Source organism: Trinickia fusca (assembly GCF_003628145.1).
Taxonomy (GTDB): domain Bacteria; phylum Pseudomonadota; class Gammaproteobacteria; order Burkholderiales; family Burkholderiaceae; genus Trinickia; species Trinickia fusca.
The window spans coordinates 23,204-38,931 of sequence record NZ_RBZV01000012.1; the positions used below are offsets into that span (position 1 = coordinate 23,204).

The 15,728-nt window shown below is 64.8% G+C and carries 11 protein-coding genes; 4 read left to right on the top strand and 7 right to left on the bottom strand.

Annotated features, from left to right (window positions below; translation table 11 throughout):
* Positions 1-29: 29 nt before the first annotated feature.
* The 7 genes from tssA to tssJ form a co-directional block, all read right to left on the bottom strand.
* A complete protein-coding gene (gene tssA, locus D7S89_RS21825; RefSeq protein WP_245983130.1) occupies positions 30-1,154 on the bottom strand; it encodes a type VI secretion system protein TssA in 1,125 nt (374 codons plus the stop codon).
* Between the two features lie 61 nt (positions 1,155-1,215).
* On the bottom strand, positions 1,216-3,375 hold the full coding sequence (locus D7S89_RS21830) for a serine/threonine protein kinase (RefSeq protein ID WP_121281064.1): 2,160 nt from the start codon (positions 3,373-3,375) through the stop codon (positions 1,216-1,218).
* Between the two features lie 64 nt (positions 3,376-3,439).
* On the bottom strand, positions 3,440-4,108 hold the full coding sequence (tagF, locus tag D7S89_RS21835; RefSeq protein ID WP_245983132.1) for a type VI secretion system-associated protein TagF: 669 nt from the start codon (positions 4,106-4,108) through the stop codon (positions 3,440-3,442).
* Positions 4,090-7,707 carry a type VI secretion system membrane subunit TssM gene (gene tssM / locus D7S89_RS21840; protein WP_121280956.1) on the bottom strand — a complete coding sequence of 1,206 codons (3,618 nt, stop codon included), beginning with the start codon at positions 7,705-7,707 and terminating at the stop codon, positions 4,090-4,092. Before tssM ends, tagF begins: the two co-directional genes overlap by 19 nt.
* Complete coding sequence (locus tag D7S89_RS21845; protein ID WP_121280957.1) at positions 7,704-9,050, bottom strand: DotU family type VI secretion system protein; 1,347 nt, start codon at positions 9,048-9,050, stop codon at positions 7,704-7,706. The genes tssM and D7S89_RS21845 overlap by 4 nt, the downstream gene beginning before the upstream one ends.
* Before the next feature lie 6 nt (positions 9,051-9,056).
* Positions 9,057-10,427, bottom strand: coding sequence for a type VI secretion system baseplate subunit TssK (gene tssK, locus D7S89_RS21850; protein ID WP_121280958.1), 1,371 nt, complete (start codon positions 10,425-10,427; stop codon positions 9,057-9,059).
* Entirely contained in the window at positions 10,424-10,960 is a 537-nt protein-coding gene (tssJ, locus tag D7S89_RS21855) for a type VI secretion system lipoprotein TssJ (protein ID WP_425470876.1), read from the bottom strand. Before tssJ ends, tssK begins: the two co-directional genes overlap by 4 nt.
* 308 nt (positions 10,961-11,268) lie before the next feature.
* Between tssJ and D7S89_RS21860 the strand changes: the two genes are divergently transcribed.
* The 4 genes from D7S89_RS21860 to D7S89_RS21875 all read left to right on the top strand — a co-directional run bounded on the left by D7S89_RS21860 (position 11,269) and on the right by D7S89_RS21875 (position 15,727).
* Positions 11,269-11,586, top strand: coding sequence for a TssQ family T6SS-associated lipoprotein (locus D7S89_RS21860; protein WP_245983134.1), 318 nt, complete (start codon positions 11,269-11,271; stop codon positions 11,584-11,586).
* A gap of 51 nt (positions 11,587-11,637) precedes the next feature.
* Positions 11,638-12,837 (top strand): type VI secretion system-associated FHA domain protein TagH, encoded by a 1,200-nt coding sequence (gene tagH, locus D7S89_RS21865; RefSeq protein WP_121280960.1) that lies wholly within the window; start codon positions 11,638-11,640, stop codon positions 12,835-12,837.
* A complete protein-coding gene (locus D7S89_RS21870) occupies positions 12,834-13,592 on the top strand; it encodes a PP2C family protein-serine/threonine phosphatase (RefSeq protein ID WP_183085305.1) in 759 nt (252 codons plus the stop codon). The genes tagH and D7S89_RS21870 overlap by 4 nt, the downstream gene beginning before the upstream one ends.
* Before the next feature lie 269 nt (positions 13,593-13,861).
* The gene (locus tag D7S89_RS21875; RefSeq protein ID WP_245983135.1) at positions 13,862-15,727 is read left to right on the top strand and encodes a TonB-dependent receptor plug domain-containing protein; all 1,866 of its coding nucleotides are present in this window, start codon (positions 13,862-13,864) and stop codon (positions 15,725-15,727) included.
* Position 15,728: the final 1 nt, after the last annotated feature.

A 15,728-nucleotide genomic window follows, 5' to 3' on the forward strand; every position in this document is an offset into this window, starting at 1 on the left:
CCTCGCGCACGAAACGTGCGCCTCTCGTCTTACGGGGATTCCGTCGAACGCCGTTCGCCGGCGTCTGCGCCCTCGAGGCCGCGACCGCTCAGCACGTCGAGCTGTGGCAGGCTGTCGGGCGCGATGTCGCGGATGATTTCGTAGAAGTTCAGCTTGAGCAGACGCTGTGCCCGGCGCAGGAACATCGGCGCCGGGTGGCTCGGCTCGTGTTCTTCGAAGTAACGGCACATCTTTTCGAGGCCCAGGTCGACGTCGGCACGACTCGATATCTGCATGTCGCGCCATGCCGAGCCGTTTGCCGAGCCGTTTGCCGAGCCGTTTGACGAGCCGTTTGACGACGCACGAGGCATGTCGCTCGCGGGCAAAGGGTTCGTCGCCGCATCGACGGCATCGCGAATCCTGGTGGCATCGGCTGCTTCGACCTCGACAGCCGGTCGCGTCGCATCGAGCGCGCCCTTCACGGCGATCAGGCAGCGCTCGAATCCGCTCGTCTCGAGCGACCATTCGTCGCCAAGGTGCTCGCGCACCATCGCGCGGACTGTCCTCAACGCATCGTGCGCATCGAATGCCGCGCACACGTTGTCATCGTGTGCGTCGAATGCCGTTCGCAGTTCATGGGCGAGTGAATCGCGCCCACCAACATAGCGCGCACCGCTATCGGCAACGGGCTCGCGACCTTCGAGCACATCACCGGCGTCTTTCACCGTCAGTGCCCCGATCAACACGCAATCGCGCGCCATGCGAGCGCCCCCTTGCGGCCCGATGAGTTCCACCAGCGCATTGATACGCGGCATCGGATCATGCACGCCGTCGATGTCGAGCCGTGGATGCAAGCCATCCCAATACCGGCTCACCAGCGCCGCGGCGAGCCGCAGCGCATCGGCATAGCCTGGCAAGCCACACGAGCGCGTCCATGCGCGTGCCAACTCGACCAGCACGCGCAAGTCCTTCGTGCGCGTAAAGAGACTGGCGGCAAGCGCTTCGACACGCGCCCAATCGGGTGGCTGCGCCGCGATGACCGTCGTGCCGTACTGCTCCTCGGGCCGTCCCTCCGCGCTCTGCTGCAGCTGCAAAAAATCCTCGTCATATTCGAGGTCGGGACCGCAGGGCGCATCATCGGCTATCGGCGCAAGCATCGCTTCGATCATCGGCATCTGCTGCGCTCCTTATCGTTGCCTCCGCATTGCCAATCGTGGCTCATCTTCGGCCTCGCATTCATTCGAACGTGTAGGTGATGTCGATCGGCTGACTGCCCGCTTCGATGCGCACGGTGCGACGCAGCGGCGTCAGCGCGCCGTTGCGGATCTCGATGTGATAGGTGCCCGGCAACAGGCTCATGCGCATGAACGGCGGCGTTACGCCACGCTTGACCCCGTCGACGTACACCTCGCCCCATGGATAGACATGAAGCCGCACCGGGACCGGCTGCATCGCGTCTGCTGTCGGTTGGGTTTGCGCAAGTTGTGCGGCCGCGCTCGACGCGCCACGAGACAAGTCGTTCGCGCTGGCGATACGACGCTCGGCGAGCGGCGGTGGTTGCTGCGGTTGCTGCTGCACTGGCCTTGGCGACGCGACAGGCGGGGTCGGCGCGACGACCGCTGTCGTCGGCGCGGATTGCATCGCCGACGGTGCATTAGATGCCTGCTGCACGGCTGGCGCGACCTGTGTGCTCTGGGCGCTCTGCCCAGGTGTCGTCATCGGAGGAGATGCCACGACAGCAGGTTGATTCACGGGTGGCGTCGCAAGTGCTGTGGTCGACACGGACGCCGCTGGTGCCTGTGCAGCGTTGACCACACCGGAGACGGCTGGCGGTTGTGGCGTAACAGGTACGGTGGGTGAAGCAAGCTGAGCCGTTCCACTACCGCTACCGTTGGCCGCAAGCTGCGCGGGCGTGGGCGTGGGCACAGGTGAGAACGGCCGTATCACGAGATGCAGCAACGCGACACCGACCAACACCACCACGCCGACGACAAGTGCCGGCACGCCGATCGTCTTCCAGGGGCTAGCCGTGAAGAGGTCCTGCACCCATGACGCAGGGGCCGCGCGCGTACGCAGCGCATCTTCGTCAGCGATCGTCGACTGAGCCGCGGCAGCGGCGGCGGCATGGACCGTGGGCGTCGTGCGATCTGCCGTGGAGTCGTTGGTCTGATGCGTGGTCTGGTGCACAGCGGATGGCTGTGCCGCCCCTACCTGGGCCGCCACGCCATCGCGTGCCGTTGATGAAGCAAGCGCATCACGCTGAACGCGCTCATCACGCGTGCCGCTCGCTTGAACGGCACCCGATCGCTCCGCCACCGGTTCCGACTGTGGTTCCGCCTGTGCACGCGGGGCCGCGTCAGCCAATCGAGTCGACGAAGACGACGATGAAGACGCCGCAGCCTGACGCTCGCCATCCGTTGGCTCACCATGACGATCAGCCACCACGAACACGCCCGGCGCGGCCTCGTGCAGGCCCAACAGCTGGGCAAACGCCGCCACCGAATCGGGCCGATCCTCGATGCGCAACGCGAGCGCCTTATCGATCGCGGCCAGCACCCTCGGGCTGAAGCGCATCTCGCCAGGCAGTGCGCGCGTGGCGAGCGGCCGGTACTGATCCTGGATGCTGCGCACGACAGCGGCCGGCGGCACCTCGCCCGTGAGCAAGGCATGCATGACCGCACCCAGCGCATAGATGTCGGTCCAAGGCCCTTGACGGAACGCCGGATCGTCGGTGTACTGCTCGATCGGCGCATAGCCGGGCTTGAGCATCATCGCAGTCTCGTCGACGATGTCGCCGATCAGCTTGCGCGCCGCACCGAAGTCCAGCAGCACCGGCTTGCCGCCCGGCTGCACGAGAATGTTGTCGAGCGCGATGTCGCGATGAAAGCATTGCGCCCGATGCAGCACATCCAGTGCACCGAGCAGGGCAGCCAGCATCGCCAGCAGCTCGGGTTCGCCCATATGCAGGCCTTTGGCCGCGAGCTGCTTCAGCGTCTGTCCCTCGTAGAACGGCATCACCATATAAGCGGTGCCATGACTCTCCCAGAAGTGCAGCACCTTCAGCAAGCCCGGGTGATCGAACTGCGCGAGCAGCCGCGCTTCGTTGAGGAACGCGGCACGCCCGGCCTCGAACGCCTCCGAGAAACGTGGCGAGCGCAGCGCGACCGTGTAGTCGCCTGCCCGCGCAGCCAGCATCGCCGGCATGTACTCTTTCACCGCAACCGCGCGCTGCAACTTGCGATCGAACGCGCGATAGACGATACCGAAGCCGCCGATGCCAAGCACCGAGTCGAGCTGAAACTCGCCGAGCCGGTGCCCGTTCGGCAACGGCCGGATAGGGTCGCTGGCGTCGCGATCGGCGCTCGTCTCGCCTTCCGCGAATCGCGATTCCGTCATCTGCTTACCCTCCGTATCCTCGTGCGATCGACGCGCGGTACGATGCGCCACATCGCCGGCTCACCTACTCGAATCGTTGCTGCGCCCGCTCGCCGAACAAGCGCCTGAACAGCGCGCCGTCGAGCCTGCCCGTGTGGACTTCGGTGCGCGCCGGCGCCGATCCGGCCTCGCGCGTCCACCAGAAACTCGTCGTCCCGTGCGGATCGAAGTACTCCAACAAGTTCGGCCATCCTGGCACGGGCGGCGCTGCCGATGGTGCGTGCCCCAGTGCGACTTGCTCGGCCAGCACCGAGTCGAATTGCTCGGGCCCGTGCGCCCGCTCGATCGCTTCGGTCAGTGCCTCGCGCATCGGCCCCAGCCTCGCACCCGCAAGGCCGCCTGAACGCGGCGAATAGTCGGCGGCGGTCATGGCATCGGCCACGACGAGCGGGTAATGGCGGCCCACACGATCGCGGCTCGGTGCAAGGCAGCCGAACTGCACCCAGCCCGCATCCGCCCCGGCCGGCATGGCGAAGTCCCACACGGGCGCCTGCAAATAGGCTTGCACGAACGCCTCGCGCCGCGCTTCGTGCAGCTCAGCCATACCCAGCGCAAACCATTGCTCCCATGCCTGCGCCAGCGCGCGCGGCATGCGTCGATTGACGAAGTCGCCCGCCCCTGGCAGCTTGCCGTACCACACGGGCAGAGTCCGCTGCACGCTCGCGCACGCGCCGTTCACGATTTCGCCGGACACGAGAACGCCTCCAGTTGGGGAAGCCGCAATGGGTTACGCACCGAATCGGCCGTCACCTGCATCGCGAACGATTTGTGATCGAGCGAAAAGCCCGCCACCATCTGCTCCGACGCACGGCCCGCCGCCATCGATGCCCGATCGAACAGACGCAACAACGCCCATGGGCCCGTCACGACGAACCCGTCGGTGGCCCCGGAAAGCTCGGTGATTTGCAACCGCACCTGATTCGTGCCGCCAGGCCCCGGCCAGCGCACGGTGATGGGCGCCTGTGGCCCGTGCGCATAGCGCACGACTTGACCGTCGACGTCGAGTACCCACTCCGAGAGTCCCGGGTCCATGTCGAGTGGCCGGATCTCCACTTTGATCGACGGATCATGCGCACCACCGCCAAAGAACGTGTCACGAATGACGGCAGCGTTCTCGAACGAGGCTAGAAACGGCGCACTGCCCACGCCGTTGAAGCGCCAGGGTTGTACGCTCGTGTCGACATGGGCCTGCAGGTTCTTCTGGAAGAAGTCGTCCATCATGCCGCCCGGCGCGAACAGGCGTGCGAAGTCGCCGGGCGTGACGTCGAGCGCGGACGCCCGCGCGAACGGATAGCGTCCCACGATCGCCTGCCGGCAGAACTCGCCGATGTTGGCCGATGCGCTTTGCGCGAGGTTACGGTCCATCACGCGCAACACACTGCCCTGAGCGGCGTTGCCGAGATCGTCGAGCATCTGCCGGAACGGCACCGGCATGCGGCCCGCCTCGGCGCGCAACCGGTCGGGCGCATCGGAGGGCGGCGGCGTCGCCCCGCTGCGCAAGGCCGAATCGGCCGCGTTCAGATACGTGTAGACGGCGTCGATCTGTTTGACCACGTCGCTCATCGGCGAGCCCGCCTCGGACGCTTCATGTTGCGTGAGCTGGCGCACACCGGCAAAGTGGGCATCGACGACCGACTCGGGTTCGTTCGCGTCGGTCGCCGAGACCGCGCTCGCAGCCTGCTGCTCGCCGAAGATCTGGGCCAACGATTCACGCGCGCTGTTGACCTTGTCCTGCGCGCGCGCCGCAAGACCATGCGCCGAGTCGCCGCCTGGCACGAGCGTGACCTGGTGCGCCAGCGCGTCGGCAAAGCGCAGCAACGGAGAATCGTGCGACGACAGCACACGCGCAATCTGCATGGCCTGCGGCAGCGCGCTCGTGTCTTGCAGGCGCAGATCGCTCAGATAGTCGTCCCACACTTTGATGTAGTCGTCGAAGTACAGCGCGCGCACGTTGTTCGCCAGCGTCGTGGCGGCCGCCGCCGTCGGCACCGCCGACTCCTTGAGGCCGAGCACCCACACCTCCTCGTGGCCGAACAGATCGACGGCCTGGTCGACGCGCCGATCGAACACGTTCCAGTACCCGTCATAGGTGTAAAGCCCCGGCACGCCGGCGTTGAGGCTCGCCCCGCTTTGGCGGCGAAACACGAGCGAAGCCGCCGTCCCGGCCATGTGCGACGCGTCGACCTCATACTGCGCGGCGGCCGGACGCAGCGTGCGCGTGAGCTGCACATAAAGTCGCTGCGCAAACGTGAGCCGCAGCAGCGCATCGCGCACGCCAGCCACGAGTGCTTCGTCGCGAGCAAACGGCGACAGCACGACCCGATCCGCGAACAGTGCCGCGACGTGTCCGCGCAACGCGTTACGTTGAGCCGGCGTGAAGTTCGCGGGCAGCGACGGCCCGTTCTCGAGATCGAGCACGGCCTGGATGAAGACCGGGTCGTAATGCGCGCTGTCGTACAACATCAGGTACGCCTTCAACGCCTGATACGCGTACGCAGGATCATTCGCGGGCGCGTTGCGCAGTGCCGTCTCCAGCTTGCGCGCGGCAAGCGGCAGCAGCAGTTCGTCGAGCGCGCGGTGATAGACGTTGTCGGCCGCCGCCTGCAACTTGTCGCCTTGAAACAGTCCCCAGCGGTAGCGCATCGCCGGGCTTTGAGGATCGAGGTTTCCTGTCGACGCGATATTGCGTATCGCATCGAGCACGGGCAGCACGTGCGCGATGTTGTCCGCATCGGTGATCGTCACCTGTCGCAGCTGCTGGTCGATGACGGGCACACGTGAGGCCACTTCGTTGACGTAGGCGCGATTGCGCCAGTAGCTGCCGAACCAGCCGAAGAGCAGCACGATCCCGAGTACGGCGAGCACCGCATAGCTGGACGTGGCAATCACGCGCCGGCGCTGATACCAGCGCAAATCGGTGCCGGCCAACGCCGCTTCGTTGAAGATCAGATCCTGCAACAAGGCCCTCAGGAAAAAACTCTTCCCGCCAGGTGCCGCCTGCGCAACGGGCGGCACGGGGTCGATCCGCAGAAATCGCTTCATGCCACCCATCACGCGGTCGAAGACCGTCCCCTCCTGCGTGCCGCTGGTCAGATAGACACCGCGCAGGAGCGGCATCGAATCGAACTTCGAGCGCGAGAACACCTGCTCGACGAACTGGCCGAGCACGTCGTGCAGTCCCGCAAACTGCTGCGGCAGCGAGTAGATCAGGTCGCGCCGATACGCGTCGGGTTCGGCGGCTAGCAGCTCCGGCAGCGAATCGTTCAAGCGCCGATGCAGCAGGCGATACTCGCGATCGAACGCGGCACGCAGATCGAAACCGGCTGCGCCCGCTTCGCGCAGTGCGAACGTGAAGCCCCACACCTGCGTGCGCTCTGCACGGCCCAGGCTGGCGAAATACTCCGAAAAGCCCGCCAGCAGGTCCGCTTTCGTGACCAGTACATACACGGGAAACTGGATGCCGAGCTCGGTTCGCAGTTCCTGCAGGCGCTTGCGCAACGCCATCGCATGTTCGGTGCGCTCGACCTCCGAGGTGCCGAGCAGATCCGACACGCTGATCGTCAACAGCGCACCGTTGAGCGGCTGCCGGCCACGATATCGCTTGAGGAGCCCGAGGAAGCCCTTCCATTCATCTTCGTCGAGCGCGCGATTGCTCTCGTGCGTCGCATAGCGGCCCGCCGTATCGATCAGCACGGCCTCGTTCGTGAACCACCAGTCGCAATGACGCGTGCCCCCCACGCCGCGAATCGCCGCGCGGCCGAATTGTTCGGCAAGCGGGAAGCTGAGCCCTGAATTCACGAGCGCCGTCGTCTTGCCCGAGCCCGGCGCGCCGATGAACACGTACCACGGCAGCTGATACAGATACTGACGCGTCAGGCGTTCGAACCAGCGCCCAGGCCCGCCACGGGCATCGACGTTGCCGAGCCGTGCCGTCTTCAACAAGCGCGCGGCCTCGTCGAAACGGTTGCGCAACTCCTGCACGTGTGGCGCTTCCTCGCTTTCCGGTTGTATCGTGTCGGGCGCCGCACCGCGCAGCTGTGACAGCAATTGCGCGTTCATGCGCGCCGCACGCCAGCGCAGATAGGCGACGCGCGCGGCCCAGATCGCGACGATCAGCAGGATCACAAGCAGCCGCGCGCCCACGCTGTCGAGCGGGCGGTAGATGCCGATCGCCACGAGCGGCCCGATCAGCCAGATCGCCGCCGCCAAAGCAAGCAGACCGACGACGATCCAGATGCGCCGATCGACGAGCAGGCGCATGAAGCGCGTCGCGAACCCGAGGGCGGCGCTCATTGTGCGGCCCCTGGCGCCAAGGTGGCGCTCGGCGCAGGCGCGGCCAACAGCGTGATCTCGACGCGTCGGTTGCGTGCGCGGTTGGCTGGCGTATCGTTCGGTGCGACCGGGTCGCTTTGCGCACGGCCCTCCGCCCGCAGGCGGCCAGGGTCGCTGAGGCGCGCCGCGAGCAATCGCCCGACCGACTGCGCCCGTTCGAGCGACAGATTCCAGTTCGAGGGGAAGCGCGCCGTGTGCACGGGAACGTTGTCGGTGTAGCCCGCTACAACGATGTTGCCGGGCACGCGTTCGAGCGCATCGGCCACGCGCGCGAGCACCGGTTCGTAGCGATCGAGGATCGAGGTCGAGCCCGATTCGAACAAACCGTCGCCACGCAACACGACCACGCTGCGGTCCGCCGCATCGTGCACCTCGACCAGCCCCGCGCGAATCTCCGGCTCGAGAAAGCCCGCGAGACGCGGTGCGGCCGGCACGTGCACCGCTTGTGGCTCGGGGGCCTGCTGCTGCAGCTTGGGAATGGGCAAGCGATCGATCATCGCGAACGCGCGATCGGAGCGTGCGGCCAGCGTCAGATCGAGCGCGACGAAGATGCCGAAGCCGAGGACGGCCGCAATCGCCGCGCATGCCCACATCGGGACGATGAGTCGTCGCGGACCATCATGCGCGACCATCTCGTCACGCCAGTGCGGCGAGAGCGCAACGTCGAACTCGCCGCGCACGTTACGGATCGTGCGCGCCAGGCGCTGCCGCAACTCGTCGAGTTGCGCGCGCCCGTTGTCGAGCACGCGATAGCGCCCTTCGAAGCCGAGCGCGAGACAGTAATAAAGCAGCTCGAGCAGCGGCAGATGCTCATGCGGCCGCTGCATCAACCGATCGAGCACCTCGAAGAACTTCTCGCCCCCCCATGTCTCGTTGTGAAACGCGACGAGCAGGCTGTCGGACGACCAATTGGCCGCCCCGCCCCAAGGCGTCAGCGCCGCCGCCTCATCGAGCGCCGTGCACAGGCAGTAACGCGCGGCACCGACTTCCTCGGCATGCACGCCTGCCTGCTGCGCGCGCGCCTCGAATTCGCGCACCTGCGAGGCCAGATGCTCGCGCAGCCAGCCTGGGTTCGGATGATGCACGGTATAGCGGATCTGCGGCACGAGATTGAGTAAAGCGTTGGCCGCCGCCACCAGCGGATTACGGTCGTCGGCCACCTCGAGCATCGCGGCCGTACTCGCTGGGCCGGGCTCACGTTCGGCGAACCCACGAACATCGTCACGCGCGACCGGCGCACTATCGCTGTCGGGCGTCGCGAACGCCCCATGTCGGCTCGGAAAAGGATCGTTCAAAGGGTTCATGTCGAACTAGCCTCGAATGGCCCACAGTTCCATCGCCAGCCCGGGGAAATCGCCGGCCAGATGCAGCGCAAGGCCTGCGGAGCGTTCGAGTTGCCGCCACAGCTCACTGCCCTTGTCCACCTCGAAATAGGTACAGCCGGCGTGATACGGAATCTGCCGCGGCGCGACCGGCAAGGCGTGCACGGCGATGCCGGGCAGTTGCAAGTAGACGAGGTCGCGGATCCGCTCGACGGGGCCGAGCTTGATCTGCGAGGGAAAGCGCATGCAAACCGTCTCCGCGGGCAGATCGGCCCGCACCGCCAGGATGAAGCCGGCCTGTTCGCGCAACTGCGGATCGGGCACCACGGCCACGCGCACGCCATTGCCACCGTCTTGCAACGCAATCTGCAGCGCACTTTGATCGAGCACAGTAGACAGCGAGCGGCGCAGCTCCGCGAACAGCTCGCCGAAGCACCTGCGCAGATCGTCGTGGTCATAGACGGGCAGCGCAGGCGGACGTCGCGTCTCGGACGTAAACGTCGCAAAGTCGCAAGCCAACTTCAGCCACTCGCGAAAGAGCGGCTCGGGATGCACGCGCGGCATTTGTTCGGTATGCCAAGTAACGGCCAGATACCGGTTGACGAGCTGCAGCAGCAGAAAATCGGCGACCTCGGACACCCCTGCGCGGCCAGGCTCGGCAAGCCGGCTGGCGATCACTTCGCTGCGCAGGTTCAGCAGCCGGTGCAGCTCGCGGATGTAATCGGTCAGCACCGGGTGCGCGTGCGCGTTCAGCATCGGCGGGATGTAGCCTTCGTCGAGCACCAATTGACGATCGCCGCGTCGTTCGATCACGCGCAGCATGCCGAGCGCATGCCAGTCGTCGCCGAGCTCCGAATCGAGCATGAGGCGCAATCGCAAGCGCCCTAATTGCACGAGCGCGGGCTCGAGCCCGATCTCGTTGACGTCGGCAATCTCGCTCTCGTGCGCGACGAAGCGCGCCAGCGGCGTAACGGACGCACTATCGAACGACACCTGTACGCCGTCGCCGCGCCATGCGGGCAATGCCAGCACGACGGTGGCATCCTTGACCTCCGGCCCGATCTCGAGCGCCAGCGGCGCGTCGTCGAACCGTGCGAAGTCGAATGGCGTCCCGTCGGGCATCACGCCGGCCGCTGCGGCCAGCGCGACCTTGCCGTTCGCGAGCGCTTCCGCGTCGACGCTCAGCGACGCGAATCCCCAATGAAAGCATTGCATCGGCGCGCAGCGCAGATGCACATAGCGCTCGAAATACCGTTCGAGCTGCTGAAAATGTTGCGGCCGCAGGAACATGCCCTCCGACCACACGACACGCTCGCGCAATACCGGCGCGGCAAATGGAGAAGTCGCGGTATCGTTCATTGAGTTTGGCCGCCCGTCGCCAGCGGCTCTAATCCATTGTTTCGAACAGCAATCACAAGCCGCATCTCGTGCGGCGACATTTGCCAGAACTTGAACAGATTGGTTTGTTTGGGCAACGGCAATGGCACAACCGACTTCCAGCGGCTCTTTTCGAGGTTGCGATATCCGCCCACCAGCCCGAGTTGCCGCACTGCTTCGTCGCCGGTGTAATGCAGCGTGCGCGATTCGCCGGGCCTCAGAATGACCCGATCGACGCCGACCAAATCGCCGCCCAGCGCTTCAGCCGGCTTATCCTGAAGCGCAAAATAATCGGCCCTTTGAAAGCTGTCTCCTGATTTCAACCGAAACACTTCGAGTGCAATCGGCGCCGGACGCCGCTGCGCGTCCGGGTTGATGTCAGGCGCCACCTGCAATGTCACCGAATAGGGAATCGAAATCGATCGCTCGGTCGCTGCGCAACCGGCGATTAATACAGCACTTAAAAATAAGCGAACGAGCGCGTAAGTGTTATGCCACCTCAACATCCCATTCATAATCTCCGCAAACGTCAAGGACGCAACATGGCCGAGGCAGACGAACCCTCTCGTTATTTCGAAAATTAATAATCCGGGCCGCGCCAGAAAAAGTGAATAGACTATAGTTCATCGAACTCCCCATCGCAACTTCACGGAACCGCAAAAAATCGACAACGCGCGCAAAATTTACCCGTCAAAAAAAATATCGGTAAATTAATACTCACACATTCGCCATGAATATTTACTCTACAAGCTTCGCGACTAGACGATGCATTACGGTTGGCGTTGCATGGCTATGGATCGCGGTCGGGGTTGCGTGCTCGAGCGTGTCGCCGAATCAACGCGTGGCCGATGAAACGTTGCAGGCTGCGCATGTGTCCTATACGGCCGGTGATTACTCGCGCACGATCCAGCTGCTGCGCGACAGCAGCGAAATCGAAACGTCCGATCGCCGCACGCGCGTCGAAGCGCACAAGCTCATGGCGTTCAGCTATTGCGTGATCGGCCGCATCACGCTGTGTCGTGTGGAATTCGAAAGGGTGCTGCAACTGGATCCGCATTTCGAACTGTCGACCGCCGAGAAAGGACACCCGATCTGGGGCCCGGCGTTCGAGGCGGCACGCAAACATGTCGCATCATCGTGACGGGAGCGACGGGGCGCTTACTCGATCACTTCGAGATTCTTTGGACTGCTTATGCAATTGACTGTCATCGAATACGCCGGCAAGCCCGTCAAGTCGAAGACGACGGTCGAGTTCCGTCCGCCAGGCGGCACGATCGGCCGCAATGCCGACAACCAACTGGTGCTACCCGATGAAACGCGCCAGATTTCGCGGCTCCAGGCGCTGCTTCAAACCGACGGTACGCGCTGCGTGCTCAGGAATCTGAGCAGCGTATCCGTGGTGCAGGTCAACGACACACCGCTCGCGTGCGAGCAGGAGCGGCCCGTTCAGGCCGGCGACGCGATCCGCATCGGGCCTTACGTGCTGCGCGCCGACACCCATGGCGAGACGGCGAACCACGAAGACGAAGTACCACGCGAGCGGCGCGAGCCGGCAGCAGGCGTGCAAGCGATACCGACGGACCCGCTTGCGCTGTTCGCTTCCACGGCCGACGAACTCAGCCATGCGGCTCGTCCCGCCGCGGCAAAGCCGATCGCCGCACCCGCACCGCAAGCCCCTCAAACGCCGCAACCGCCGCCTCCGGCAATCCAAGCACATGCCTCCACGCGTGAAGCAAGCCGCGCCGGCACACCACCGGGGGCCACTACCGATCGCCAATCGGCCGACGCCCTGCTCGCCGCCTTCCTCAGAGGCGCCGGACTCGACAAGGCCACCTGCGATTGGTCGACCGAGCAATTGGAGACGGCTGGGCAGTTGCTGGCACTATTCGCGAACGGCACGGTCGAGCTGCTGTCCTCACGCAGCATCCTCAAGCGGGAAGTCAAAGCCGACATGACGGTGTTGCTCGATCGCGAGAACAATCCGCTGAAGCTACTGCCCGACGGCAGTGCCGCGTTGAGGCAAATGTTCGGTCTGCCGTTTCCGGGTTTCATGCCCCCGGCCAGCGCCGTCGAAGATGCGTTTCACGATCTGCATGCCCACCACATCGCGATGGTCGCCGGCATGCGCGCGGCGCTCATCGATCTGCTCACGCGTTTTTCGCCCGAACAGATCGACAACCGTGCCGGCCCGCGTCAATGGCATGAGCAGATGCTGCCGCTCGCCCGCCAAGCCAATCTATGGAGCCGCTACGCGAGCCTGCATCGCGACATGGTGCTGGCCGTCGAGGACGACTTCAGCGCCGTCTTCGGCAAGGCGTTCCTTCGCGCCTACGACGAAGAAGTCAAGCACTATCACGCGCAGCGACGCGGCCGGGGTGCCGCCGAGACATGAATGTCTCGCACGCTCACTTCACCGGTGCGGGGTCCCGGACCAGCAATCAGGACTGCATCGGGTTTCAGCTATCCGAAGACCGTGCCTGCTTCGTGGTCAGCGACGGCATCGGCGGTGCGCCCGGCGGCGAGGTGGCCGCACGCTGTGCCGTCGACAGCGTCCTCGCCTGCTGGAGCGGGTCCGAGCGCCCCGTGGCCGAGCTCGCGCGCGCGTGCGTCAAGGCGGCAAACGCCGCGATCGTCGCCCGGCAAGAGCACGATCTGGCGCATCGGCACATGAGCGCGACGGTCGTCGCGCTGTTTCTCGACCGACGCAACGCGACAGCACAATGGGCCCACGTCGGCGACAGCCGGCTCTATCGCTTTCGCCGTGGCGCACTGCTCGACAGAACGCGTGACCACAGTGTCACGCAGCGCATGAGCGATGCCGGGTTTCCTGGCAACGGCATCAGTCCCAACCTGCTGCACATGGCGCTCGGCATGCGCGGCCCCATCTCGCCCGGCCATAGCGGCGTGCACTCGCTGCAGGATGGCGATGTCTTTCTACTGTGCACCGACGGCTTCTGGCAGCTCGTTCCCGAGAAGACGATCGAGCATCGCCTGCGGATCGTGCAGTCGGTCGACGACTGGATCTGCCTGCTCGAACACGAGGCTTCGCGCAGTTGCGAGCACTCGGGACACGGCGACAACTATTCGGCGCTCGCCGTGTGGATCGGCCGTCCCGAGAACGTCACGCTCATGAACGTACGCCCATAGCAGGCTTCCCGTCGTTCCCTCAAGATTTATATCGGACTGCCGATAAATGGGCAGGGGCACACCCGCTGTGGACCGCTCGATAAATTTGCTCCATGCCTCACGAAGAATATTGTGGTGGGCGGATTCCGCACATCTTGTGCTGTGTCGTGCTCGTTTTACCGATGCTGTCGGCTTCGGACAGAACCCGTGCCGCAGAGGTCGCGCCAGCGCCTGACGGCGCCCTTTCGGCTTCACCGGCCGACCTCGCCTCGATGCCGCTCGAAGCGTTGATGCAAGTGAAAGTTAGCACTGCATCACGTTTCGCCCAGCCCGTGGCCGAGGCGCCCGCTGCCGTCGTCGTTCTGACGGCACAAGACATCAAGGACTACGGCTGGCGCACCTTGGCCAGCGCACTCGCTTCGTTGCCCGGGGTTTATACGTCATACGATAGGACGTATGCTTACCTCGGCACGCGCGGCTTTCGCCGCCCCGGCGACTACAACAGTCGCTTCCTGTTGCTGATCGATGGCATGCGTGTCAACGACGCTGTCTACGATCAAGCGGCGATCGGCAGCGACTTCCCGCTCGACATGGACTTGGTAGAGCGCATCGAGTACGTGCCGGGGCCGGGTTCGGCCGTCTACGGTTCGAACGCGCTGTTCGGCGTCATCAATGTCGTCACGAAGAAAGGCTCGGATATCGGCGGTGCGCAAGTGGCAGGCTCGCTCGGCAGCTTCGGCGAGAAGCGCGCCCGTGCGACCTACGGCTGGCATGGCGACAATGGAGCGGACCTGCTGCTGTCCGTGACCTCGTACGACCGCAGCGGCCAGGATCTGTACTACCCCGAGTTCGATACGCCGGCCCAGAACCACGGTATCGCGCAGGGTCTCGACTACGATCGCGCGCAGGATCTGTTCGCCAAGTTCGCTTATCGCGATGTCACCGTCTCCGCAGGCTACGGCAATCGCACGAAGGGGGTCCCTACCGCCCCCTACGTCGCGGTGTTCGACATGCCGTCCTCGAACACGGACACGCACAGCTTCATCAACGCCGCGTATCGTCACGCACTGAATGACGGTGTCGAAATCGCATCCGAGGTCTACTGGGAACGCTACGACTATCGCAGCCTCGCGTTTTACGGTGCGCCACCGGTACTCAACGTCGACGGCGACAAGGCGATCTGGTACGGCGCCGATCTGCACGCGACCGTCTCGTCGATCCCGCGCAACACGCTCGTGCTCGGCGTCGACGTCAACCGCAACGCGAGCAGCAACCAGTACAACTACAACGCCGATCCTTACCAACTGATTCTAGATTCGCGCAAGAGCGACAATTCGATTGGCGTCTACGCCGAGGACGAAGTGCAACTTGCCTCGCGCCTGGCCCTGAACGCGGGGTTGCGCGTCGACTGGCAAGGCGACGTCGGCAGCGCCGTGAGCCCGCGGCTCGGGCTGATTTTCAAGGCGACGCCGCGCGATACGTTCAAGCTCGTCTACGGCGAGGCCTATCGTGCGCCGAACGCCTACGAACGCTACTACACGGTCGCGGGCCCGGGTGGCCAAGAGGGCAATCCGTCGCTCAAGCCCGAACATATTTCGACGACCGAACTCATCTACGACCGTACGATGAGCGCGACGGGCCATGCGACGCTTTCGCTGTTTCATTACAGCGTACGCGACTTCATCGCAGAGGTACCCGATCCATCGGGCGTGTTCGTATTCGAGAACGTCAACCGCGTACACGCGTCCGGCATGGAACTCGCCTACGAGCAAAACGTGGCGCATGTGGCACGCGTGCGCGCGAGCTACGCCTGGCAGATCGCACGCGACACCAAAACAGGCTCGATCCTGGAGGACTCGCCGCGCCATCTCGGCAAGCTCAATTTGACCGTGCCGCTGTTTCACGATGCGGTGCGCCTCGGCGCCGAGTTTCAATGCGAGTCGGCACGGACTGCGGCCGTGAGCGTGGCAGGCGGCTATTGCCTCGGCAACGTCACGCTCGGCACGTCGCGCCTGATTCGCGGTGGTGACCTGTCGTTCTCGGTCTATAACGTGACCGACAAACGCTACGCCGATCCGGCCGGGCCGAACTTCGCCCAGGACGTGATCACGCAGCAGAGCCGCACGTTCGTCGCCAAACTGGTCTACGGTTTCTGAC